This is a genomic window from Marinobacter gelidimuriae, assembly GCF_000372805.1.
GTDB lineage: Bacteria > Pseudomonadota > Gammaproteobacteria > Pseudomonadales > Oleiphilaceae > Marinobacter > Marinobacter gelidimuriae.
In genome coordinates this window covers 99,543-119,286 of record NZ_KB889828.1, presented here as the reverse complement: position 1 = coordinate 119,286, position 19,744 = coordinate 99,543, and the positions used below count along the sequence as shown (strand labels likewise).

The following is a 19,744-nucleotide window of genomic DNA, read 5'->3' as shown; positions in this document are numbered from 1 at the left end:
TATTGCCATAACGCGTTATTCTTACCCGAACTGATCAAAATCTTTAGGGAGAGGCGCTATGAAAGGTGATAAACAAGTTATTCAGTTCTTGAACAAGGTTTTGGGCAACGAGCTGACGGCTATCAACCAGTATTTTTTGCACTCACGCATGTACAAAGACTGGGGCATCGCCAAGCTTGCCGCTAAAGAGTACGAAGAGTCTATTGACGAAATGAAACACGCCGATCAGCTGATCGAACGCATCCTGTTTCTGGACGGCCTGCCGAACCTGCAAGATCTGAACAAGCTGATGATTGGCGAGCACGTTCAGGAAATGATCGAAAGCGATCTGAAAATCGAACACCTTGCCCATAAAGATCTGAAAGATGCCATCGTTCACTGCGAGTCTGTTCAGGACTACACTAGCCGCGAGCTGTTCCGCAGCATTCTGGACAGTGAAGAAGAGCACATCGACTGGCTGGAAACCCAGCTGGAAATGATCAGTCAGATGGGCATTCAAAACTACATCCAGTTACAGTCTGCCGCAGCGGAGTAAATGTCGACAATGGATCTGTCCTGCTTTAAAGCGTATGACCTTCGTGGCCGTGTTCCAGACCAACTGAACCCTAAGCTGGCGGAGCTTATTGGCCGTGCCTATGTGGAAGTAACCGGCGCGAAAAAAATCATCGTCGGCTACGACATTCGCTTGTCCAGCCGCGACATCAGCCAGGCATTGTGCTCGGGTTTGATGGCCGCGGGCGCAGATGTATACGACATCGGCTTGTGCGGCACGGAAATGGTGTACTTTGCCACCAGCCATTACGACATGGATGGCGGCATTATGGTGACTGCCAGCCACAACCCCCGTGACCACAACGGCATGAAGATGGTAGGGCCAGAGTCGCGACCGATCAGTTCAGACAATGGCCTGAACGATATTCGTGACCGGGTGCTGGAGCCGTTTGCCGATGCGCAACAACAGGGCCGTTACGAAACCCTGGAAACCATGAGCGCCTACATTGATCACCTTCTGGGCTATATCAACGGTGCAGATCTGAAGCCGCTGAAACTGGTGGTCAATGCGGGTAACGGCGGTGCCGGGCTGGTGATTGATGAGCTTGAGGCGCACGTGCCGTTCGAATTTGTGAAAGTACACCACAACGCAGACGGCCACTTTCCCAACGGTGTTCCCAACCCCATACTGGAAGAAAATCGCGCAGCCACCGCAGATGCGGTAAAAGCCAGTGGAGCTGCCATGGGCATCGCCTGGGACGGTGATTACGATCGCTGTTTTTTCTTCGATGAAAATGGCCGCTTTATTGAAGGCTATTACATTGTGGGCCTGTTGGCCGATCAGTTTCTGCGCAAGACCGGCCCGGGTAGGGTGATTCACGACCCGCGTCTGATCTGGAACACGTTGGACCTGGTTGCCGCTGCTGGCGGAGTTGCCGTCGAAAGCAAAACCGGCCATGCGTTCATCAAGCAGCGTATGCGCGATGAAGATGCGGTGTACGGCGGTGAAATGAGTGCCCACCATTATTTCCGGGATTTTGCTTATTGCGACAGCGGCATGATTCCATGGCTGCTAGTGGCCGAGCGCTTGTGCCAGGCTGGTTGCACGCTGTCATCGTTGATTGATGCCCGCATTGAAGCCTACCCGGCCAGCGGCGAGATTAACCGCACGATCGCAGACCCCGCTACTGTCATTGCCGCCATCGAAGCAAAATACGGCGCTGATGCAAAAAGCGTGAGCCACGTCGATGGCGTGAGTGTGGAATACGATGATTGGCGCTTTAACCTGCGGATGTCCAACACCGAACCGGTGGTAAGGCTGAACGTTGAGTCCCGTGGCGACATACCGTTGATGCGAGAGAAAACTGACGAACTGCTGGTGGAAATGGAGCGCTTGAACGCCCTGTAAACGTGATTGTGACTTGCTCTGTGTAATCGGTGCCAAGGCCCTGCCGGACGATCAAATCTGGGGGGCCTTTTTGCTTCTTTAGGCTTCCAGCCTTGGCGTTGCGCTAACGATTAAAGCCAGTCGTTCAGCATAATTCCCACGCCGACCCTTTGAATGCGCTCGTTGTAGTCAATTAGGCTCTCACCGTAACCGTTGTAATAATGCACGAAGCCTTTGATGGTATCGCCCATGGGGAAGCTGTAGCCAAACTCCACCGAGGTTTTGTTGTCTGAGGTGCGCAGGTTGTTCAGCAGCTTCAGTGAGAAGGTGCGGTTTTCCGTCAGTTTGTAAACTGCGTGGTAACTGCCATGGCCCAGATAGCTTTCAATATCGTCGTTGTCGTCTGTGTTGCCGTCTGGCAAGCGTATCCAGGGTTTAACCATGAACAGCCAGCGGTTGTAAGTGTAAGTTCCCATGCCAACAATGCGGTTCCAGCTGCGTGAGCGCGGCTCGGCCTGACCGTTTGACTGGTGGTTAATGCCCAGATCCACCGTGTTCAGGCGGCCCGGCCCAATGTTCCAGTCGGGTTGGTAGCGCAGGAATAGTTCAGGCTCGTAGTTGGTTTCACGAAACGGCGCGGACTCATCCTGATTGTAAAGCTGCCAGAAAGACTTCTGGGTGTAGCCGAACCAAAGGGTAGCGCGTTTATCCATAAAGCCGGTGAGCAGCGGAACTTTGAAGCTGATCTGGTACTTGGCTTCTTCCTGCTTAAGGTCGTAATCGTAGCCGGTCACGCCCAGGCGTGGGCTTGTGGGTGTCTGGTTTGGGTGATCGGACCAGGTGACTGGCAGAATGTAGTTCGGGCGGTGGCGAATAAAACTGCCAGAGAACGAAAACAGAGCTTCTTCCGCTTCCATATAGCGGTCCAGGATCGATGACACGACAGCGGTTTTGTCGTCTGCCCCGGGGTTATCTGGCGTTTCTTCCATGTTTCGTTTGCTTGGCGGTAGTGCCTCGGTGGCGACCTCTACCCGCTGCCGTTGCTCGGTGCTGGCGTTGTCGCGGGCTTGATCAGGCTGGTAAACCTCATCGAAACAGGCCAGGCGCTGCAATCCATCGCGAATCAGTGCGCAGTCTTGAGCGGACAGCGGCTGAACAGCCTTGGGCTCAGCGTCGGTTTGGGCACTGGCCGTAGGCGCCTATGCCAAAGTGCACAATGCGGCGGATAGTGCCGTTGCCAGCAGGTGGCGGCGCTGCCGGATAATGGTTAACGCAGGTGTGAATAGCATGGTGGTAGTGTCTCTGTGACCTTCAACGGAAGAAAAACGGCGTGCAAATGGTGGCGTTTTACTGGGCGTTCAGGCTGATCCAGGTATTTGCTACGCCGTATAACCACACACTGGACATAGTCAATGCCAGCAATGCGAAAATCAGTTTATGGTGATTTTGCCGCTCTGCGCCGGCGGTAACCACCCAACGCAGGTACATCAGGCCAATAAAACTGGTAAAAACCAGCAGGCTGGCCACAGCGGGTATCAGCAGCCAGGCGGGCGCCAGAACTTCGCCCGGTGGCGTACTGTAACCAAACCAGGTCATAGAGCCCAGCAGTGTAGCTAGCGCGGTAAACTCTAGAATTAAGAGCGGCTTGCGCAAGCGGTGGGAAGAGTGACCAAGTTCTGTCATGGTGAATTCCTGAGCGATAAACGGGCCGAGAGCGTATGGTAACCATAACGGCGCGACAGGTCTTGTGATTTACCAAATGGCAACAGATGGTGCTGAAATTGATGGTTCAGTCTGCGTGTTGGTTTTTTTGCCGAGGCACAGCCGCTATAATGCGGCGACTTATTATTAAAACGCTTGAATGCGAGGTGCATTGTGAAGATGAAGAGAATTCTGGCCGCTGTTCTGCTTGGTTTTGGTCTGACAGCCGGCGCCGTTATGGCAAATGTTGATGACGAAATTCTGTCCCGTATCCAGCCGGTAGGCAGTCTCTGCTTACAGGGTGAAGATTGTGGCGCAGCGGCAGCTCCAACGGTTGCAGCCAGTGCTGGCCCTCGCTCTGGCTCTGAAGTTTATGGTGCGGTGTGCATGGCATGTCACACCACGGGAGCGGCTGGTGCGCCGGTTATTGGCGATGCCAGTGCCTGGGCTCCACGGATCGAACAGGGCATGGACACTCTGATTACCCACGCTATCAATGGTTACAATGCCATGCCAGCCAAAGGCGGCTGCGCTAGCTGCCCGGACGAAGAAATCCAAGCCGCGATTGAGCACATGGTGGCGGAAAGCAAGTAACACCATGCAAGCAATCGAGCAGCTCGCTCAGGCGAGCTGCTCGATTTCAGACGCCTAAATCGCCCAATAGCGCGCTCAACGTTGCCTTGCCCTTTTTTTGATTCACTTCTACGTCTGCCTCTCCCATACCCAGCCAGCGCACATCACCTTCCGGCAGTTCGTCTAGAAAGCGGCTCGGAATGGTTTCTATTTTTTCGCCGTATTGCCGGCGAGACGCGGCATAGGTCAGGGTCAGGGTTTCCCGCGCCCGGGTAATACCCACGTACATCAGCCGCCGTTCTTCCTCGATATTTTCTTCTTCAATGCTCATCCGGTGCGGCAGAATTTCCTCCTCCAGCCCGATGATGAACACATGGGGAAACTCCAGGCCTTTGGATGCGTGCAGAGTTAGCAGCTGAACTTTGTCGCTGTCGTCTTCCTCTTCGCGCTGTTCCATCATGTCCCGCAGGATCAGCTTGGTAATGGCGTCTTCCACGCCAATTTCGTCCGCGGTGCCTTTGCCATCGTCAAGCATGCGCTGGATGGAGTCCACCAGATACCAGATATTCTCCATGCGCCGCTGCGCCTGTTTGGGAGAGCCAGAATGCTGGTGCAGCCATTCCTCGTACTCTATATCGGTAAACAGTTGCTTGATTACCTGCACAGGGTCATCGCTGTGTAACCTTTCACAGGTAGCGTCTGCCCAGTGGGCGAAGCGACGCAGACGCTCCAGGCCCTTGTCGGTCACGTGGCTTTGCGCGCCCATATCGCCCAGCGCTTTGAACAGGCTGACGTTGCGAGCGCGGGCGTAGTGGCTTAATTGCTCGAGTGTGCGTGGGCCAATCTCACGGCGGGGCACGTTAACCACCCGTAAAAACGCGGCATCGTCCGTGGGATTGATCAGCAAGCGCAAATACGCCATGGCGTCTTTGATTTCACTTTTGGCAAAAAACGATTGGCCGCCGGAAATGCGATAAGGAATTTGATAGGCCTGTAGCTTCACTTCCAGCAGTCGGGCCTGATGGTTACCCCGGTAAAGCACCGCAAAATCTTTGAATCCCAGGCCCTGCTTCAGCTTCTGATCCAGTATTTCGGTGGCTACACGCTCGGTTTCTGCTTCTTCATTGCGGCAACGGATAATGCGGATTTCTTCGCCAATGGTGTGATCGCTCCACAGCACTTTTTCATAGGCGTGTGGGTTGTTGGCAATCACCGTGTTGGCGGCCCGCAGTATGCGGCTGGTGGAGCGGTAATTCTGCTCCAGCTTAACCACTTTCAGGCTGGGGAAATCCTGTTCCAGCTGTGCCAGATTCTCCGGCCGCGCTCCGCGCCAGGCGTAAATCGACTGGTCATCATCACCCACTACGGTAAAAGCGGCGCGCCCTGCCACTAAGAGCTTCACAAGCTCGTATTGGCACACATTGGTGTCTTGGTACTCATCCACCAGCATGTAACGAATTTTACGCTGCCATTTCGCCAGCACGTCCGGGTGCTGGCGAAACAGCATCACTGGAAGCAGAATCAGGTCATCGAAGTCAACGGCGTTGTATGCTTTCAGGTACTCGTTATAGTACCCATAAATGATGGCGATTCTCTGTTCACGCTCGTCTGCAGCCTTGCTCAGTGCTTCGGCAGGCGTACGCATGGCGTTTTTCCACGAAGAGAGGGTCATCTGTACCGGGTTCAGTTCATCACCAGCGTCGGTGCTGCCATGAGTTAGCATTAAATCCTGCAGCAGGGCTTTGGCGTCTTCGGCATCAAAAATGGAAAATCCGGGGTGATAGCCCAGGTGGTCATGTTCCTCGCGGATTATGTTCAGGCCCAGGTTATGAAAGGTGGACACGGTTAATCCACGGGTTAGCTTTCGATCGATGATGCGGCCAACACGCTCTTTCATCTCCCGTGCGGCTTTGTTGGTGAAGGTCACGGCCGCAATGTGCCGGCCAGGAATGCCCAGTTGTTCAATTAGAAACGCAATTTTGCGGGTAATTACGCTGGTTTTGCCGCTGCCGGCTCCCGCTAGTACCAGCATGGGGCCATCGGCATAGCGCACGGCTTCGCGTTGTCTGGGATTGAGTTTTGTCACGGCGTCACAGCAGCCTGGTTGCAAAGTGCGTTAATATCATGCTTATTCTACAGCACCTGGGCAATCGGCACCCTACCGGAAAGTCAGCTATTGTTAATGAATTGTATGGCTTGAATTACTGCGCATTGGTGCAGAAAATCTTACAAACTCATGGATTCGCAGAGGGTATCGCCTTTAGCTTTTTTTGATCAGCCTTGCATCCGCCTGTTGGTGCTGACTCCGGATTATCGCGATTTCCTAAGGTTAAACAGCTGGGCAGCGGCCAGTGATGACCTGGCCATGAGCGCTGCCTGGTGTGCAGACACCGCAAGTTTCGAGCGTGCTATGGCTGAGAAGCCGTTTGATATGAGCGTAGTAGCAGAGGGCGTGGAAACCTACGCGCAGATGGAGTTTTTACGGCAACTGAACTGCGACCTCGTACAGGGTTACTATTTTGCCCGGCCGATGCCTTGGGGCCAGCTGGTACAGTTCCTCCGTAATCAGAGGCAGTCTGCTTGCCTGTAATCCTGCGCCGCTGTACCTTTGCCACTTTGTTTGTCAGCGAACGTGATTAGCAGAGGTAGCATGAACAGTATTTCCCGACGCATTGCGAATGAGCTTGGTGTACGTGAAGAGCAGGTTAACGCCACCGTTGAACTGTTAAACGGCGGTGCGACTGTGCCCTTTATTGCCCGCTACCGCAAAGAGCTGACCGGCGCGCTTGACGACATACAGTTGCGAGCCCTGGAAGAGCGCCTGCGCTATCTGCGCGAACTGGAAGGCCGCCGCGCCACCATCCTCGCCAGTATTGACGAGCAGGGCAAGCTGACCGATGTGCTGAAAGCCAGCATTAACGGGGCAGACACCAAAAATCGTTTGGAAGATCTTTACCTGCCTTACAAGCCCAAGCGCCGTACCAAAGCCCAGATTGCCCGTGAAGCCGGTCTTGAACCACTGGCAGATGGCCTTTATAACGACCCAACACACGTGCCAGAGGTTTTGGCAACGCAGTTCGTTAACGCCGATGTGGCTGACAGCAAGGCAGCCTTGGAAGGCGCCCGTGCCATTCTGATGGAGCGCTTTGCCGAAGACGCTGAACTTCTGGGCCAGTTGCGCGGTTTCATCTGGCAGCAAGGCCAGCTGAAAGTCACCGTTATTGCCGGCAAAGAGGCCGAAGGCGCCAAATTCCGTGATTACTTTGATCACAGCGAAGCGTTAAAAAAAGTGCCGTCACACCGCGCTCTGGCTATTCTACGTGGCCGCAACGAGGGCATTCTGAGCTACACCATTGCCGTTGGAGAAAACAGCGACGATCGTCGCCAACCACACCCGGCGGAATCTTACATTGCCGCCCACTGGAATGTCCGCGACCAGGGCCGGGCGGCCGACAAGTGGCTGGCCGAAGTGGTGCGCTGGACCTGGCGGGTAAAGCTGTCTGGCCAGCTCGAAACTGACCTGATAGGCCAGATCCGAGAGGCCGCTGAAACCGAGGCTATCCAGGTATTTGCTGATAACCTCAAAGATTTGTTGTTGCTGGCTCCGGCCGGGCCCCGGGCCACTCTGGGCCTGGATCCAGGCCTGCGTACCGGCGTGAAAGTGGCCGTAATTGACGGCATAGGGCAGGTGGTGGACCACGGGCCTATATTTCCCCACGCCCCACGAAACCAGTGGGAAGCGTCGATAGAGCAATTGGCCAAATGGTGTCGCCAGTACAACATCGAACTGGTGGCTATTGGCAATGGCACTGCCTCGCGGGAAACCGATAAACTGGTGGCGGATCTGTGCAAGCGCTACCCGGAACTGAAATTGGCGCGCATTGTGGTCAGCGAATCGGGTGCGTCTATTTATTCAGCGTCGGAATTCGCCTCGCGGGAATTGCCGGACCTGGATGTCACCATTCGCGGCGCGGTATCCATTGCCCGGCGTTTGCAGGACCCGTTGGCGGAATGGGTTAAAATCGAGCCAAAATCTATTGGTGTGGGCCAATATCAGCACGACGTATCGCAGGTACAGCTATCGCGCAGCCTGGATGCAGTAGTAGAAGACTGTGTAAACGGCGTAGGAGTCGATCTGAACACCGCGTCGGTGCCGTTGTTAACCCGGGTGTCTGGGTTAAACCCCACCATTGCCCAGAATATCGTGGATTATCGCAGCCAGAATGGCCAGTTCCGTAACCGCAAGCAGCTGATGAAAGTACCGCGTTTGGGCGCTCGCAGCTTCGAACAGGCGGCGGGTTTTTTGCGCATCAGCGATGGTGATAATCCGTTAGATCGGTCTTCGGTGCACCCGGAGGCTTATCGCGTGGTGGAAACCATCGCCGCTAAAAATCAGCGGGATATGAACAACCTGGTGGGTGATGCGGCATTTTTGCGCAGCCTGAACCCGCAGGATTATGTAACCGAACAGTTTGGCTTGCCTACGGTCAAAGACATCTTCGCCGAGTTGGAAAAGCCGGGGCGCGACCCACGGCCGGAATTCCGCTTCGCCAGCTTTGAAGAAGGCGTAGAAACCCTGAAAGATCTGGAGCCGGGAATGGTGCTGGAAGGGTCGGTCACCAACGTCACCAATTTTGGCGCCTTTGTGGATATTGGCGTGCACCAGGACGGCCTGGTCCATATATCGGCGTTGGCAGACCGTTTTATAAAAGACCCGCGGGAAGTGGTGAAAGCTGGCGACATCGTAAAAGTGAAGGTGATGGAGGTGGATATTCCGCGTAAGCGCATCGCTTTGACCATGCGCATGGGTGATCAGCCTGGACAGCAGCCGGCTGAACGGCCCCGTGGTGATAAAAATCCAAGCCCAAATCGCAACACTGCGGCTAGCACGCGTAAACCGGCGCCGGCTGCAAGTCAGAATCAGAATCAGAATCCGGGCCAGGGTCAAGGTCAAGGCGCCATGGCAGGAGCTCTGGCTCAGGCCATGGCGTCGGCCAACAAGCGCGACCGTTAATTTACTTGGCAACCACAGCGGTTGCAGCAGGAGTTTTTCATGGCTCAATCACGCCATCACATATTTAAGCAGTTTGCCGCCAGCGATTGGCAGGGCTTTCGTAAAGGTGTTGAAAAAGAAGGTTTGCGTGCCGATGCCAGCGGCTTCATCGCACAAACTCCGCACCCGCACGCTCTGGGTTCGGCGTTAACCCACCCACGCATTACCACCGATTATTCGGAATCTCTGCTGGAGCTGATTACGCCGGTGTATGACACCACCGCCGGCATGCTTGAAGCGCTGGGCCACACCCATCAATTTGTGCAGCAGAACTTGGGCGACGAAGTATTCTGGGCCGCCAGTATGCCCTGTGGCCTGGATGGTGACAGCAGTATTCCCATCGCCAATTACGGCAGCTCCAATGTGGGTAAGATGAAACACGTGTATCGCCAAGGCTTGGCGGTGCGCTACGGGCGAATGATGCAAAGTATTGCCGGGACCCATTACAACGTGTCGTTACCCGAAGGGTTTTGGCCGCAGTGGCAGCAGGCTGTGGGCAGCAGCGAGCTGAGCCTGCAAGATTTCAAATCCGAGCAGTACTTCTGGTTGATTCGTAATTTCCGCCGCCGTAGTTGGCTGTTAATGCTGCTGTTTGGCGCTTCACCGGCGCTGGATCAGAGTTTTGTTGCCAACGTAAGGCACAACCTCAGCAGCTTTAATGCAAATACTTTTTATGGTGAGCAGGCCAGCTCGTTGCGCATGGGCGATTTGGGTTACCACAACAATGCCCAGGCATCTCTGAACATCTGTTTTAACGAGCTGAAAACCTATACCCGCACTCTGGAACGAGCCATTCACACGCCCTGGCCGCCCTACGAAAAACTGGGCATAAACCGCGACGGTGAATACATTCAGCTCAATACCAGCGTGTTGCAGATTGAAAACGAGTATTACAGTGCCTTACGGCCGAAGCGCACCGCCGCCAGTGGCGAAAAACCCATCCACGCGTTGATGAGCCGCGGGGTGGAGTACATCGAGGTGCGTTGTCTGGATCTGGACCCGTTTGCAGCCGTGGGTATTACCGCGCCGCAAGTGGATTTTCTTGACCTATTTTTGTTGGATTGCCTGTTACAGGACAGCCCGCGGATTGGTGACGACGAGTGTGCCCGGCTGGATAACAATTTCAAGGATGTTGTAGCGCGCGGACGCGGGCGCGACTTGGCGTTGCAGCTGGGCAGTCGCAGTGTTAACGCTGGAGAGACGGCGCTTGAACTTCTGGATTCGCTGCAGCCCCTGGCGGAACAGCTCGACGGTTGGAATGGCGACACCACTTACGTGCGGGCTCTGGCGGAGCAGCGGCACAAGTTGGAAGGCAGCTGGTGTTTGCCATCGCAGCAGGTCCTGGATGCAATGGCCAGTAGTGGCTTGGGCCACCGCGACTGGGCGCTGGAAATGTCCCTCCAGCATAAGCACAGCTTGCTCGCGCAGCCGCTGCCAGATGCCGTGCAGCAGCAATATACAGCGTTTAGCCTTGAGTCCTTGCAACAGCAGCAACAGATTGAAGCCGCGGATACGCTAAGCTTTGCCGATTACCTGAGCCAGTATCAGCAAAGCTGAGCGCCGGAGTGACGGTCACTTCTGCACCACAAACTCGGTAAACAGCACGTCGCTAACGGCTTCACCGGTGTGCTGGCTTTCCAGTACCTTATTGATGCGGGAGGTCGCTTCTGTTGCCAGTGTTTGCTGAGTGCCTGGCCGGGTAAGCGCATCAATATCGCTTTGTTCGCCAAACAGCAGCACCAGCTCATAAACGGGGCGATGAAGATTCTTGGCAATGCAGTCATAATCCTGATAATCAAGGTAGTTTAACAACGATGATCACAATAGCAGGCTGGCAGCCTGGATGCAGTCCCATTCCTATTTTCGAGGTGATCTTTTGACCAGCAGAATCATGTTTGCTGTTATTTTTCTGGTGTGTGCCGCACTGCTCGCGGTGGCATTTTATATGGAACATGTGATGGGGCTGGAGCCTTGTCCTTTGTGCTGGCTACAGAGGTTTGCCTTCATGGCAGCCGGGTTGGTCAGCCTGTTGGCGTGGCTAAACGGCCCGGGGCCGATCGCCACACGGATATACGGTCTTTTTCTGGCGCTGGCTGCGGGCACGGGGTTGGGCTTGGCCAGTCGCCAGCTCTGGCTGCAAAGCTTGCCTGCGGACCAAGTGCCGGCTTGCGGCCCATCGGTGGATTACATGCTGGATGTGCTGCCTTGGTCGGAAGTACTGGCGACCGCGGTTCGCGGAACCGGTGACTGCGCGGCGGTGGTCTGGCGTTTTCTGGGCCTGAGCATTCCGGGGTGGAGCGCGCTGTTTTTCGTTTGCGTGGCGCTGGTCGGTCTTTATCTGTGTTTGCGCCCCGCGCCGAAGCGGCCCTGGTAAGGCCGAAGCCACAAACGGTTGCGGCTGGTCACTGCCATAGGGTAACTTGCAGTGACTTATGTGAAAGTTCAGAAGGCATCAGCCAGATAGAACACCAAGTGGAGTACAGGCGTTATGTTGGAGCATTGTCGAAATGCCCGTGAGCGGTGGGGTGGGGTCAGTGATCTGATCGACCGTTGGCTTAAGGAGCGTCAGGATGTACTGGTGCGTTATTGTGAACTGTCTGCCGAAAACGACTATTCCCAGACCGAAAGCCTGAGACCAAAACTGGTTCTGCTGTGCGAAATGCTGATGGATTACGTTTCCGCCGGGCACTTTGAAATCTACGAGCAACTGGTGCGTGAGGCGCGGGAATTTAACGACGACGAGGGCCTGGAACTGGCCGCGAAGGTTTATCCGCGTATTACCGAAACCACCCAGGTGATTCTTGATTTCAATGACAAGATAGATGGCCGCGAACTCTCCGAATCGGAAATGCAGGCGCTGTTTACGGAGTTATCGCGAGTGGGTGAAACCCTGGCCAGCCGTTATGAGCTGGAAGACCTTCTGATTGCTCACCTACACACCGCTAACGCAGACAAAGCAGAGCCCGCTTAAGGGATCTGTGGGTAAGCCCAGGCGGCGAGCTCTTGTAGACCGTCGCCCAGGTGCTAACTACAACATACAGCTACTGGGCGCTGTCCGGGTTAATCGCCAAGAGTTCCACGTCAAAAACCAATGTTTCATTGGGGCCAATCGCGCGATTGCCGCCCGGGCCATACGCCAGGTCTGACGGAATATAGAGTTTGTAACGCGCGCCTTCGTTCATCAGTTGCAGGCCTTCGGTCCAGCCGGGAATAACCTGGTCCAGGCGGAATGAAACCGGTTCACCGCGCTCGCGGGAGCTGTCAAACACCTCGCCACTCAGCAGTTCGCCCGTGTAATGGACTCTTACCGTGTCGCCGGTGCCGGGTTGCGGGCCATTGCCGGCTTCAAGCACTTCGTACTGCAAGCCGGAATCCGTGGTTGTTACGCCTTCGCGCTCGGCATTTTTAGCCAGAAAGGCGTTTCCCGCATCCACATTTTTCTGTGTCATTTCTTCAATCTGTTTGGCTTGATCTTCCTGCAGCTGCTGCTGGTAAGACATCAGCGCTTCCTGGATTTCTTCCTGGGTCATCCGGCGTTGTGCCTGGTCGCCGTTGTTGCCGTGCTGGATGCCCTGCAGAAACTGCTCCATCTGCAGGTCTGGCAGGTCGTTACTCATGCGCTCACCCATAACCAGGCCCATGCCGTAGCTGACCTTTTCGCTGTTGGATTCTAACGCGGGGTCTTTCGGTGCTTCTTGAGCGGAAGAGCAGCCTGCAACAAGGCCGGCAATCGTCAGTGCAAACAGCGTTTTCTTCATGAATCCATCCTTCATATTAGTAAATGAGTCGCAACGTCGGGGCTTGGCCGGCGCTGGCTGACTGAGGGTATTCGATATAATGCTGGCGAAAAGGTACCTATAACACCGGCTTTACGCTACTGAACATCTGTTAATGGCCCGGTGGTAGCCACTCACTTAACTGTCTGAAGCACCTACTAACTTCCTGAAGCGCCTACGCCCATGTTGAATGGCGCGCTATACGGTGCCTGCCAGTCGACTTTAGACTCTGTGCTGCCAGCCGTGCCACGGGGTGGGTTCGTCCGTTCTATGGCCAAGGTGTTCCAGGGCCCCTTGGGCGGTGGCTGGTCAGCATAATGCCAGTTGCCATTGGTATCTTGCCACTTGAAAATGATGTCGGGTGAATCTATCACCACTGACTCTGGAACCAGGGTTTCGAAGGCGGGAATTTCTGTCGGTTTTGTTTCTTCAGCCAATGGCTGTGCCACTTGCTCGGGCGTTCCCAAACCAAAAATAATCAGCAATAACAATACGCCCAAGGCAGGAAAAGCTAGCCGTACCAGCCATTTAATCATCATGTTGATTGCGCTCCGGGGCGCGAAAAAGTCAAAGCAGACGCCAGTTGATGAATATCTGAGGCAGCTGCTCGTGCGCTGTCTGCACAAGGCGCCGCTGCTGTCAGATTGCCGATGATCAAAATGTTGCGATCTTGCATTGCCGGCTCTTCTGTTTCAATGTTCAGTGTTTGCCACGCCAGAGCGAGTTCGACACGCTCTGCTTCGAGTTCCAGGCGAGCCACGTCTGCGCGCAAGTTATAACAACTTTCCGACTCTTTCGGCAGTGCCCTTTTTATGTCACGCAGTGCCACGGTTACACGGTTGCGCCACTCTGTTACCGTAACGGCTTCTAGCCCGGTGTAAGTTCTGCGCTGATTCGCCAGCCAGGCCGCACATAGAATGCGGGTCACACTCCAGCCTTGTTGTTGCAATAACAGGCAGGCAGACGCTACGCCCGGTTTTTGCCAGCATGATAAGGCAAAAGACCAAAGCTCTGTGTCGGTCTGCAAATCTGCCGGCAGTGCCAGGCTGGCCGCGGTTTGCGGTATGATCGCAATATCGTCCGGTGCAGTCTCCAAGGCTTCCCTGAAATTATTAAAGTGCCAGAATTAAAACATGTTAACAATTAGTGATCTTAGTTTACAACGAGGTGGTGCGTGGTTGCTAGAAGGCGTCAGCCTGACCGTGCAACCGGGCCAGCGCATGGCCATTGTGGGCGCCAATGGTGCCGGCAAGTCCAGTCTGTTTCAGCTTTTATTGGGTGATTTGGCGCCAGAGCATGGCAATTTCTCTCTGCCCGGAGGCTGTCGCATCGCTCACATGGCTCAGGAAGTGGAGGCGACCGGGCGTAGCGCGCGAGACTTTGTATTGGACGGCGATTTCGATTTGCGCCGCCTGGAACACGAACTGGCAAGAGCGGAAGCCGCACAGGACGACCTGGCCCAAGCCCGTATCCATGGCGAGCTAGATCTGCATGAGGCGTGGTCTGCATCGCGCCGCGCCGAGTCGCTGCTACGCGGGTTGGGCTTCAGTGATGGCGATGCTGATCACCCGGTTTCGAGTTTTTCGGGAGGCTGGCGGATTCGTCTGAATTTGGCTCAGGCGCTGATGCGCCCGTCCGATTTGATGCTGCTGGACGAGCCGACCAACCACTTGGACCTGGACGCCTGTCTTTGGCTGGAAAACTGGCTGCGGCGCTACTCCGGAACCCTGCTGTTCATCTCCCACGACCGGGATTTTATGGATAGAGTCGCGACACATGTCGTGCACTTTGATCGGCGCGATCTGGCACTGTATAGCGGTAATTACTCAGCCTTTGAAGTCCAGCGCAGCGAGCGCCTGGCCCAACAGCAGGCCGGATTCGAGCGTCAGCAAGCGCGCATTGCTGAAATTCAGCGTTTTATTGACCGATTCAAGGCTCAAGCCACTAAGGCTCGCCAGGCCCAAAGCCGGGTAAAATCTTTGGAGCGCATGGAGAAAATTGCGCCTGCACACATTGATTCACCGTTTAACTTCCAATTTCCGTTAGCCGAAAAGGTGTCAAACCCGCTGCTGAGTATTCGCCAGGGCCAGGCCGGCCACGGCGACGTGACCATTCTGCGCAACCTGAACCTGAGCCTGTTACCCGGCAGCCGCATTGGTCTGCTTGGCCCTAATGGTGCAGGTAAATCCACCCTTATGGACAGTCTGCGGGGTGAGGCCACGCTGATTAACGGTGAGCGCACCTGCGGCGAGCATCTGGCCATTGGCTATTTTGCCCAGCATCAGCTCGAATCCTTGGATCTGGACGCCAGCCCCTTTTTGCACCTGCAGCGCTTGAGTCCGCGGGCGTCGGATCAGAGTATTCGCAATTTTCTCGGCGGTTTTGACTTTCATGGTAATGCGGCCCTGTCACCGATACGTTCCTTCTCCGGCGGCGAAAAAGCCCGGGTGGCGCTGGCAGTGATCGCCTGGCAGCGGCCCAATCTGCTGCTTTTGGATGAGCCTACCAACCATCTTGATCTGGAAATGCGCCAGGCGCTCACCATGGCCCTGCAGAACTTTGATGGCGCCATTGTGGTGGTGTCGCATGATCGCCACTTGCTGCGCAACACCGTCGACGAGTTCTGGCTGGTGAACGATGGCCGTGTCGTTGAGTACCAGGGCGACCTCGAGGATTATGAGCGTTGGCTGGCTGATCGCCGCAAAGACGATACCGAGGCGCCGAAGCGACAGTCTGTTGCCGCAGAGGGCGGCCAGGACGCGGCAGTCAATGGTGAAAGTGCCGATGACCGCAAGGTCCGCAAGCGCGCCGAGGCGGCTGTGCGCCAGAAAATCAGCCCGTTCCGCAAACAGCAGGCCACACTGGAAAAACAGATGGATAGCATGCAGGCTGCGCTGGCGGAGATGGACGCCGAGCTGACCAATTCGGCGCTGTACAGTGACAGCGGCAAACAACAGTTGAAAACGCTGTTGGGGCGGCAGGCAGAGGCGCGCCAAAAAATGGCAGTTGTAGAGGTTCAGTGGCTGGACGTCAGTGAAGCGGTCGAAGCTCTGGAAACGGAGCTGGAAAGTTAAGGTTGCTTTACCACTTTGCAGCAGAAACCTGCACTTCCGGCGCCAGTTTCTTACTCGGTGACTTCTTATTCAGTGATTCTTTATTCAGTGATAATGTCCAGACTGAAGTCCTGACGTAGCAGGTAGTCCCGTTCATTTTCCAGGTCTGCCAGGGTTAGTGGGCGTTGTTCCAGCCAGCCCTCAGGGAAGCGGATGCTGAGCTTGTTCGCCGACGCTTCCAGTGTCAGCTCTGGTGGTTCTTCGAGATTGCGGGCGTGCTGTAGCAGCACACCCAGGCGCACCAGTATGCATAGATAGCGCAAGCGCGGGATGTCTTCCGCTAAGGCTCCAGCCCAAATGGCTGCGGTAAACTTGCGCCGGTGCCCGCGCACCAAGGCCGCCAGATCCCACTGAAACTGCTGGGTAAAGCCGGGCAAGTCCGAATATTGTAAAAGATAAGCGCCGTGCTTGTGATACTGACTGTGTGAGATGGTTAAGCCGATTTCATGCAACTTGCAGGCCCAGCGCAGGGTGTCTTCGTCACTGAAACTGTTTATCTTCCAGGTTTCCGCGACCTGTGCCCAGGCAGCCACCGCGCTGGCTTCTACGGCGGCGCCGTGCAGCTGGTCAACGTGGTAGCGTTCTTGTAACGCAGAAATGGTTCGTTCCCGCACGTCTTCATGGTGTATTCGCCCAACAATTCCGTACAACAGGCCTTCGCGCAGCGCGCCATCGGCAAAGCTCATGGTTTCAATGCCCAGTGACTGAAACGCGCCCATCAGAATGGCGAAACCGCCAGGAAAAATACTTTGCCGGTCTGGGCGTACACCCAGTTCGCCTAACCGCTCAACGTGGCCCATGCTGACCAGCCGTTTACGCAGTTCCTGCATAGCTTCCAGGGTAATGGTGCCATCGGTAATCTTGAGCGTGGCCAGAACCTGGCCAATGGCTTTTACCGACCCTGAAGAACCCACAGCGCTTTGCCAGCCCATTGCACGATACTGGCGGCGGATACTCTGCAGCTCTTGTTCGGCGTGGGTGATGGCGTTGTCTAAACCGCGACGGCTGATTTTTCCGTCCTGGAAGTAGCGATTACGAAACGACACGCAGCCCATGTGCATGCTTTCCAGGGCTTCCGGCTCAAAGCGCTGACCAATCACGAATTCGGTGCTGCCACCGCCTATGTCGATCACCAACCGGCGGCCGGTGTCGTCAGAAAGGGTGTGGGCAACGCCCAGATAAATCAGTCGCGCTTCCTCGCGCCCGGCAATCACTTCTACCGGGTAGCCCAGCACGTCCTCAGCGCGGCTGAGATACTCGTTGGCGTTGCGAGCAATGCGCAGGGCGTTAGTGCCAACAATTTGCACGGCTTCCGGTGGCATGCCCTGCAGGCGCTGGGCAAAGCGGCTCAGGCAGGCCAGGGCCCGCTCTTGAACTTCGTCGGTCAGGCGGTTCTGGCCGTCAAGCCCGGCTCCGAGCTGAACTTTTTCGCCCATTTTTTCCAGGGTACGAATTTCACCGTGCACCAGGCGCGCAACCACCATGTGAAAGCTGTTTGAGCCCATATCGATAGCGGCAAGCATATCAGGAGGCGCGGAAACGTTTTCGGCGTTGGGTTCTGCCGTCACGGGGTTATGAATCCTTGTGGGATGAACGTAGGGCGTACTATAGCGATAACCCGAGGGCCTGTCAGCCAGCCTGGCCTCATGTGGTTTAACGGGCAGGGAATTACCCCGCCTGTCAGCGAAGACTTCACAACAGACGGAGCAATGGCGTAAAGTATTGGTCATTGAAAGCATGGTCCACGAAGAGAACGTGAGTTATCGCGCGGTTTTCAAAATGACAGCGATAGTCAATACAGCTAACTGCATTTGTTACCGGGCAGATGCCAGAAACAGGAAATGAGAATGAGCGCAAATATTGTTAATGTAACCGATGCTTCTTTTGAACAGGACGTACTGCAGTCTGATGTGCCGGTACTGGTGGATTACTGGGCTGAGTGGTGTGGCCCCTGTAAAATGATCGCGCCGGTGCTGGAAGAAATTGCCGAGGAATACGCCGGCAAACTGAAAGTCTGCAAACTCAACATTGATGAGAACGAGCAAACACCACCTAAGTTCAACATCCGTGGTATTCCTACGCTGATGCTGTTCAAGAACGGCAATGTAGACGCAACCAAGGTGGGTGCTTTGTCTAAGTCCCAGCTGGCAGCGTTTCTGGACAGCAATCTTTGATTGCATAGCCCGACTGAAAAGCCGACTGAAAAGCCAGGCTGAAAAACCGCCCCGGAGCGCTGCTCTCGGGCGGTTTTTTTATGGTGCCAGGCATACGGCCATAAAGGGAAAGTGATGAACGCTGATACCAACGATTCCCAAGCGCCCTCTCTGGTAGCCGGTCTGTTGCTGGCAGGCGGCGCGGGTACAAGAATGGATGGCAAAGACAAAGGCATGATGCACTGGCGTGGCAAGCCCATGGCAGTCTGGGTTGCAGAAGCCCTGAAAGCCGCAACCGGTTCGCTGTTGATCAGCGCCAACCGTTCCCTGGAGGAATACAGCCGCTTGGGAGACGTGTTCACTGACGCTCCCGAGTTTGCCGGACAAGGGCCGCTGGCGGGCCTTTTAGCAGGTTTGCAGGAGGCCGAGGCGCGTGGAAACGGGGCTGTGCTGGTGTGCCCCTGCGACACGCCGGGCGTTACCCCTGCGCTAATGCAGCAGCTGCTGCAGGCCTGGTACAGTGCCCCCGGTCAGCCAGTGATAGCCCGGTGCAACGGGCGCGACCACCCGTTGCACGGAGTTTATCCGGTGGCTATGGCGGCTGCGCTTGAGCAGCAGCTGCGTAATGATAACCGCCGCGTTATGATGTTTGCCCGCAGCCAACAGGCTCAGTCTGTAGATTGCCCTGCGGCCTCCGAGCTGTTCACCAACCGCAATCGGCCGCAGGATCTGAAGGATTAACGTTCTTGCTACCAACCTTCTGTGCGCGCAACGTCTGACGCTTTCTGCTCGACCCAGTGCTCACCTGCGTCTGTCAGCTCTTTCTTCCAGAACGGCGCCGAGGTTTTTAGCGCGTCCATAATAAACTCGCAGGCGGCAAAGGCATCGCCCCGGTGGGCACTGCATACACCTACAAACACAATCTGTGACTGCAGGGGTAAGCGGCCTATGCGATGTATCACTCGCGCTTTGCGCACATCCCAGCGCTGGGCAGCCTGAACTATCAGATCGCTGATGACCTGTTCGGTCATTCCTGGATAGTGTTCCAGAAACAGCCCGGTTACGTCCTGACGGTCACCGCTGTCGCGTACCAGTCCGGTGAATGTGGCGATAGCGCCCGTGCCCGCGCCGCTGTCGCGCAGTTGCGCGTATTCCTGCGCCGCATCAAAATCCATGTTTTGGATACTGACGCTGGGCACAGCCTTTGAACAGGCAGAAGAATTTTTTGGCATTCACTAACCTCCTGTCACCGGTGGGAAAAACGCCACTTCATCGCCTGCGCTAACCGCTGACTGCGGTTTCGCCATGGCCTGATTGATGGCAATCATTACCGGTTGGCCGGTGTTCAGCTGGGCCCAGGGCCCGCCCCGTTTAGCCAAGGTGGCCAGCAGGTCTGCGGCGGTCTGGCCCGCGGGTGCTGGCATGGTTAAGTGTTCGGTGCCCAGCTCTTCGCGCAAGCGGGCAAAAAAACGGACGTTAAGGCTTTGCTCAGACAT

20 protein-coding genes and 1 pseudogene are annotated in these 19,744 nt (G+C 55.6%); 11 read left to right on the top strand and 10 right to left on the bottom strand.

Going from position 1 to position 19,744, the window contains the following annotated elements; all coding sequences use genetic code 11:
- The first annotated feature begins 58 nt into the window (after positions 1–58).
- Both bfr and A3OI_RS0101750 read left to right on the top strand, forming a co-directional pair.
- A complete protein-coding gene (bfr, locus tag A3OI_RS0101755) occupies positions 59–535 on the top strand; it encodes a bacterioferritin (RefSeq protein WP_007350328.1) in 477 nt (158 codons plus the stop codon).
- A gap of 9 nt (positions 536–544) precedes the next feature.
- Positions 545–1,900, top strand: coding sequence for a phosphohexomutase domain-containing protein (locus A3OI_RS0101750; RefSeq protein ID WP_018402636.1), 1,356 nt, complete (start codon positions 545–547; stop codon positions 1,898–1,900).
- 110 nt (positions 1,901–2,010) lie between these two features.
- Here the strand turns inward: A3OI_RS0101750 and A3OI_RS19055 are convergent, their stop codons facing one another.
- Both A3OI_RS19055 and A3OI_RS0101740 read right to left on the bottom strand, forming a co-directional pair.
- Positions 2,011–2,991 (bottom strand): phospholipase A, encoded by a 981-nt coding sequence (locus A3OI_RS19055; protein WP_018402635.1) that lies wholly within the window; start codon positions 2,989–2,991, stop codon positions 2,011–2,013.
- 235 nt (positions 2,992–3,226) lie between these two features.
- On the bottom strand, positions 3,227–3,562 hold the full coding sequence (locus tag A3OI_RS0101740) for a hypothetical protein (protein ID WP_018402634.1): 336 nt from the start codon (positions 3,560–3,562) through the stop codon (positions 3,227–3,229).
- Between the two features lie 198 nt (positions 3,563–3,760).
- On the opposite strand from A3OI_RS0101740, the gene A3OI_RS0101735 reads away from it, so the two are divergent.
- Positions 3,761–4,174 (top strand): c-type cytochrome, encoded by a 414-nt coding sequence (locus A3OI_RS0101735; RefSeq protein ID WP_018402633.1) that lies wholly within the window; start codon positions 3,761–3,763, stop codon positions 4,172–4,174.
- Between the two features lie 46 nt (positions 4,175–4,220).
- On the opposite strand, the gene rep is transcribed toward A3OI_RS0101735, so the two are convergent.
- Positions 4,221–6,239: a DNA helicase Rep gene (gene rep / locus A3OI_RS0101730; RefSeq protein ID WP_018402632.1), complete on the bottom strand. Its 2,019-nt coding sequence runs from the start codon at positions 6,237–6,239 to the stop codon at positions 4,221–4,223.
- Positions 6,240–6,584: 345 nt separating this feature from the next.
- On the opposite strand from rep, the pseudogene A3OI_RS24545 reads away from it, so the two are divergent.
- The 3 genes and pseudogenes from A3OI_RS24545 to gshA all read left to right on the top strand — a co-directional run.
- Positions 6,585–6,743: pseudogene (locus A3OI_RS24545) on the top strand (EAL domain-containing protein); the annotation flags it as partial.
- Positions 6,744–6,803: 60 nt separating this feature from the next.
- Entirely contained in the window at positions 6,804–9,167 is a 2,364-nt protein-coding gene (locus A3OI_RS0101720; protein WP_018402630.1) for a Tex family protein, read from the top strand.
- Positions 9,168–9,206: 39 nt separating this feature from the next.
- The gene (gene gshA, locus A3OI_RS0101715; RefSeq protein ID WP_018402629.1) at positions 9,207–10,763 is read left to right on the top strand and encodes a glutamate--cysteine ligase; all 1,557 of its coding nucleotides are present in this window, start codon (positions 9,207–9,209) and stop codon (positions 10,761–10,763) included.
- 15 nt (positions 10,764–10,778) lie between these two features.
- On the opposite strand, the gene A3OI_RS19050 is transcribed toward gshA, so the two are convergent.
- Positions 10,779–11,018 carry a flagellar basal body-associated FliL family protein gene (locus tag A3OI_RS19050; RefSeq protein ID WP_018402628.1) on the bottom strand — a complete coding sequence of 80 codons (240 nt, stop codon included), beginning with the start codon at positions 11,016–11,018 and terminating at the stop codon, positions 10,779–10,781.
- Positions 11,019–11,049: 31 nt separating this feature from the next.
- Here A3OI_RS19050 and A3OI_RS0101705 point away from each other — a divergent pair, with 31 nt between their 5' ends.
- The gene (locus tag A3OI_RS0101705) at positions 11,050–11,580 is read left to right on the top strand and encodes a disulfide bond formation protein B (protein WP_018402627.1); all 531 of its coding nucleotides are present in this window, start codon (positions 11,050–11,052) and stop codon (positions 11,578–11,580) included.
- 114 nt (positions 11,581–11,694) lie between these two features.
- Positions 11,695–12,177: an Rsd/AlgQ family anti-sigma factor gene (locus A3OI_RS0101700; protein ID WP_018402626.1), complete on the top strand. Its 483-nt coding sequence runs from the start codon at positions 11,695–11,697 to the stop codon at positions 12,175–12,177.
- Between the two features lie 70 nt (positions 12,178–12,247).
- Here A3OI_RS0101700 and A3OI_RS0101695 read toward each other — a convergent pair whose 3' ends face one another.
- The 3 genes from A3OI_RS0101695 to A3OI_RS0101685 form a co-directional block, all read right to left on the bottom strand.
- Entirely contained in the window at positions 12,248–12,964 is a 717-nt protein-coding gene (locus tag A3OI_RS0101695; protein ID WP_018402625.1) for an FKBP-type peptidyl-prolyl cis-trans isomerase, read from the bottom strand.
- A gap of 176 nt (positions 12,965–13,140) precedes the next feature.
- Positions 13,141–13,521, bottom strand: a complete 381-nt coding sequence (locus tag A3OI_RS0101690; RefSeq protein ID WP_018402624.1) for a DUF4124 domain-containing protein — start codon at positions 13,519–13,521, stop codon at positions 13,141–13,143.
- Positions 13,518–14,078: a TIGR02444 family protein gene (locus tag A3OI_RS0101685; RefSeq protein ID WP_018402623.1), complete on the bottom strand. Its 561-nt coding sequence runs from the start codon at positions 14,076–14,078 to the stop codon at positions 13,518–13,520. The genes A3OI_RS0101690 and A3OI_RS0101685 overlap by 4 nt, the downstream gene beginning before the upstream one ends.
- 37 nt (positions 14,079–14,115) lie before the next feature.
- Here A3OI_RS0101685 and A3OI_RS0101680 point away from each other — a divergent pair, with 37 nt between their 5' ends.
- The gene (locus A3OI_RS0101680) at positions 14,116–16,056 is read left to right on the top strand and encodes an ATP-binding cassette domain-containing protein (RefSeq protein ID WP_026223942.1); all 1,941 of its coding nucleotides are present in this window, start codon (positions 14,116–14,118) and stop codon (positions 16,054–16,056) included.
- Between the two features lie 80 nt (positions 16,057–16,136).
- Here the strand turns inward: A3OI_RS0101680 and ppx are convergent, their stop codons facing one another.
- Complete coding sequence (gene ppx / locus A3OI_RS0101675) at positions 16,137–17,663, bottom strand: exopolyphosphatase (RefSeq protein WP_018402621.1); 1,527 nt, start codon at positions 17,661–17,663, stop codon at positions 16,137–16,139.
- Between the two features lie 279 nt (positions 17,664–17,942).
- On the opposite strand from ppx, the gene trxA reads away from it, so the two are divergent.
- Both trxA and mobA read left to right on the top strand, forming a co-directional pair.
- Entirely contained in the window at positions 17,943–18,269 is a 327-nt protein-coding gene (gene trxA, locus A3OI_RS0101670) for a thioredoxin TrxA (RefSeq protein ID WP_018402620.1), read from the top strand.
- A 114-nt stretch (positions 18,270–18,383) separates the two neighbouring features.
- Positions 18,384–18,989 carry a molybdenum cofactor guanylyltransferase MobA gene (gene mobA, locus A3OI_RS0101665; protein WP_018402619.1) on the top strand — a complete coding sequence of 202 codons (606 nt, stop codon included), beginning with the start codon at positions 18,384–18,386 and terminating at the stop codon, positions 18,987–18,989.
- An 8-nt stretch (positions 18,990–18,997) separates the two neighbouring features.
- On the opposite strand, the gene A3OI_RS0101660 is transcribed toward mobA, so the two are convergent.
- Complete coding sequence (locus tag A3OI_RS0101660) at positions 18,998–19,480, bottom strand: molybdenum cofactor biosynthesis protein MoaE (RefSeq protein ID WP_018402618.1); 483 nt, start codon at positions 19,478–19,480, stop codon at positions 18,998–19,000.
- Between the two features lie 3 nt (positions 19,481–19,483).
- Positions 19,484–19,744: a molybdopterin converting factor subunit 1 gene (gene moaD / locus A3OI_RS0101655; RefSeq protein WP_018402617.1), complete on the bottom strand. Its 261-nt coding sequence runs from the start codon at positions 19,742–19,744 to the stop codon at positions 19,484–19,486.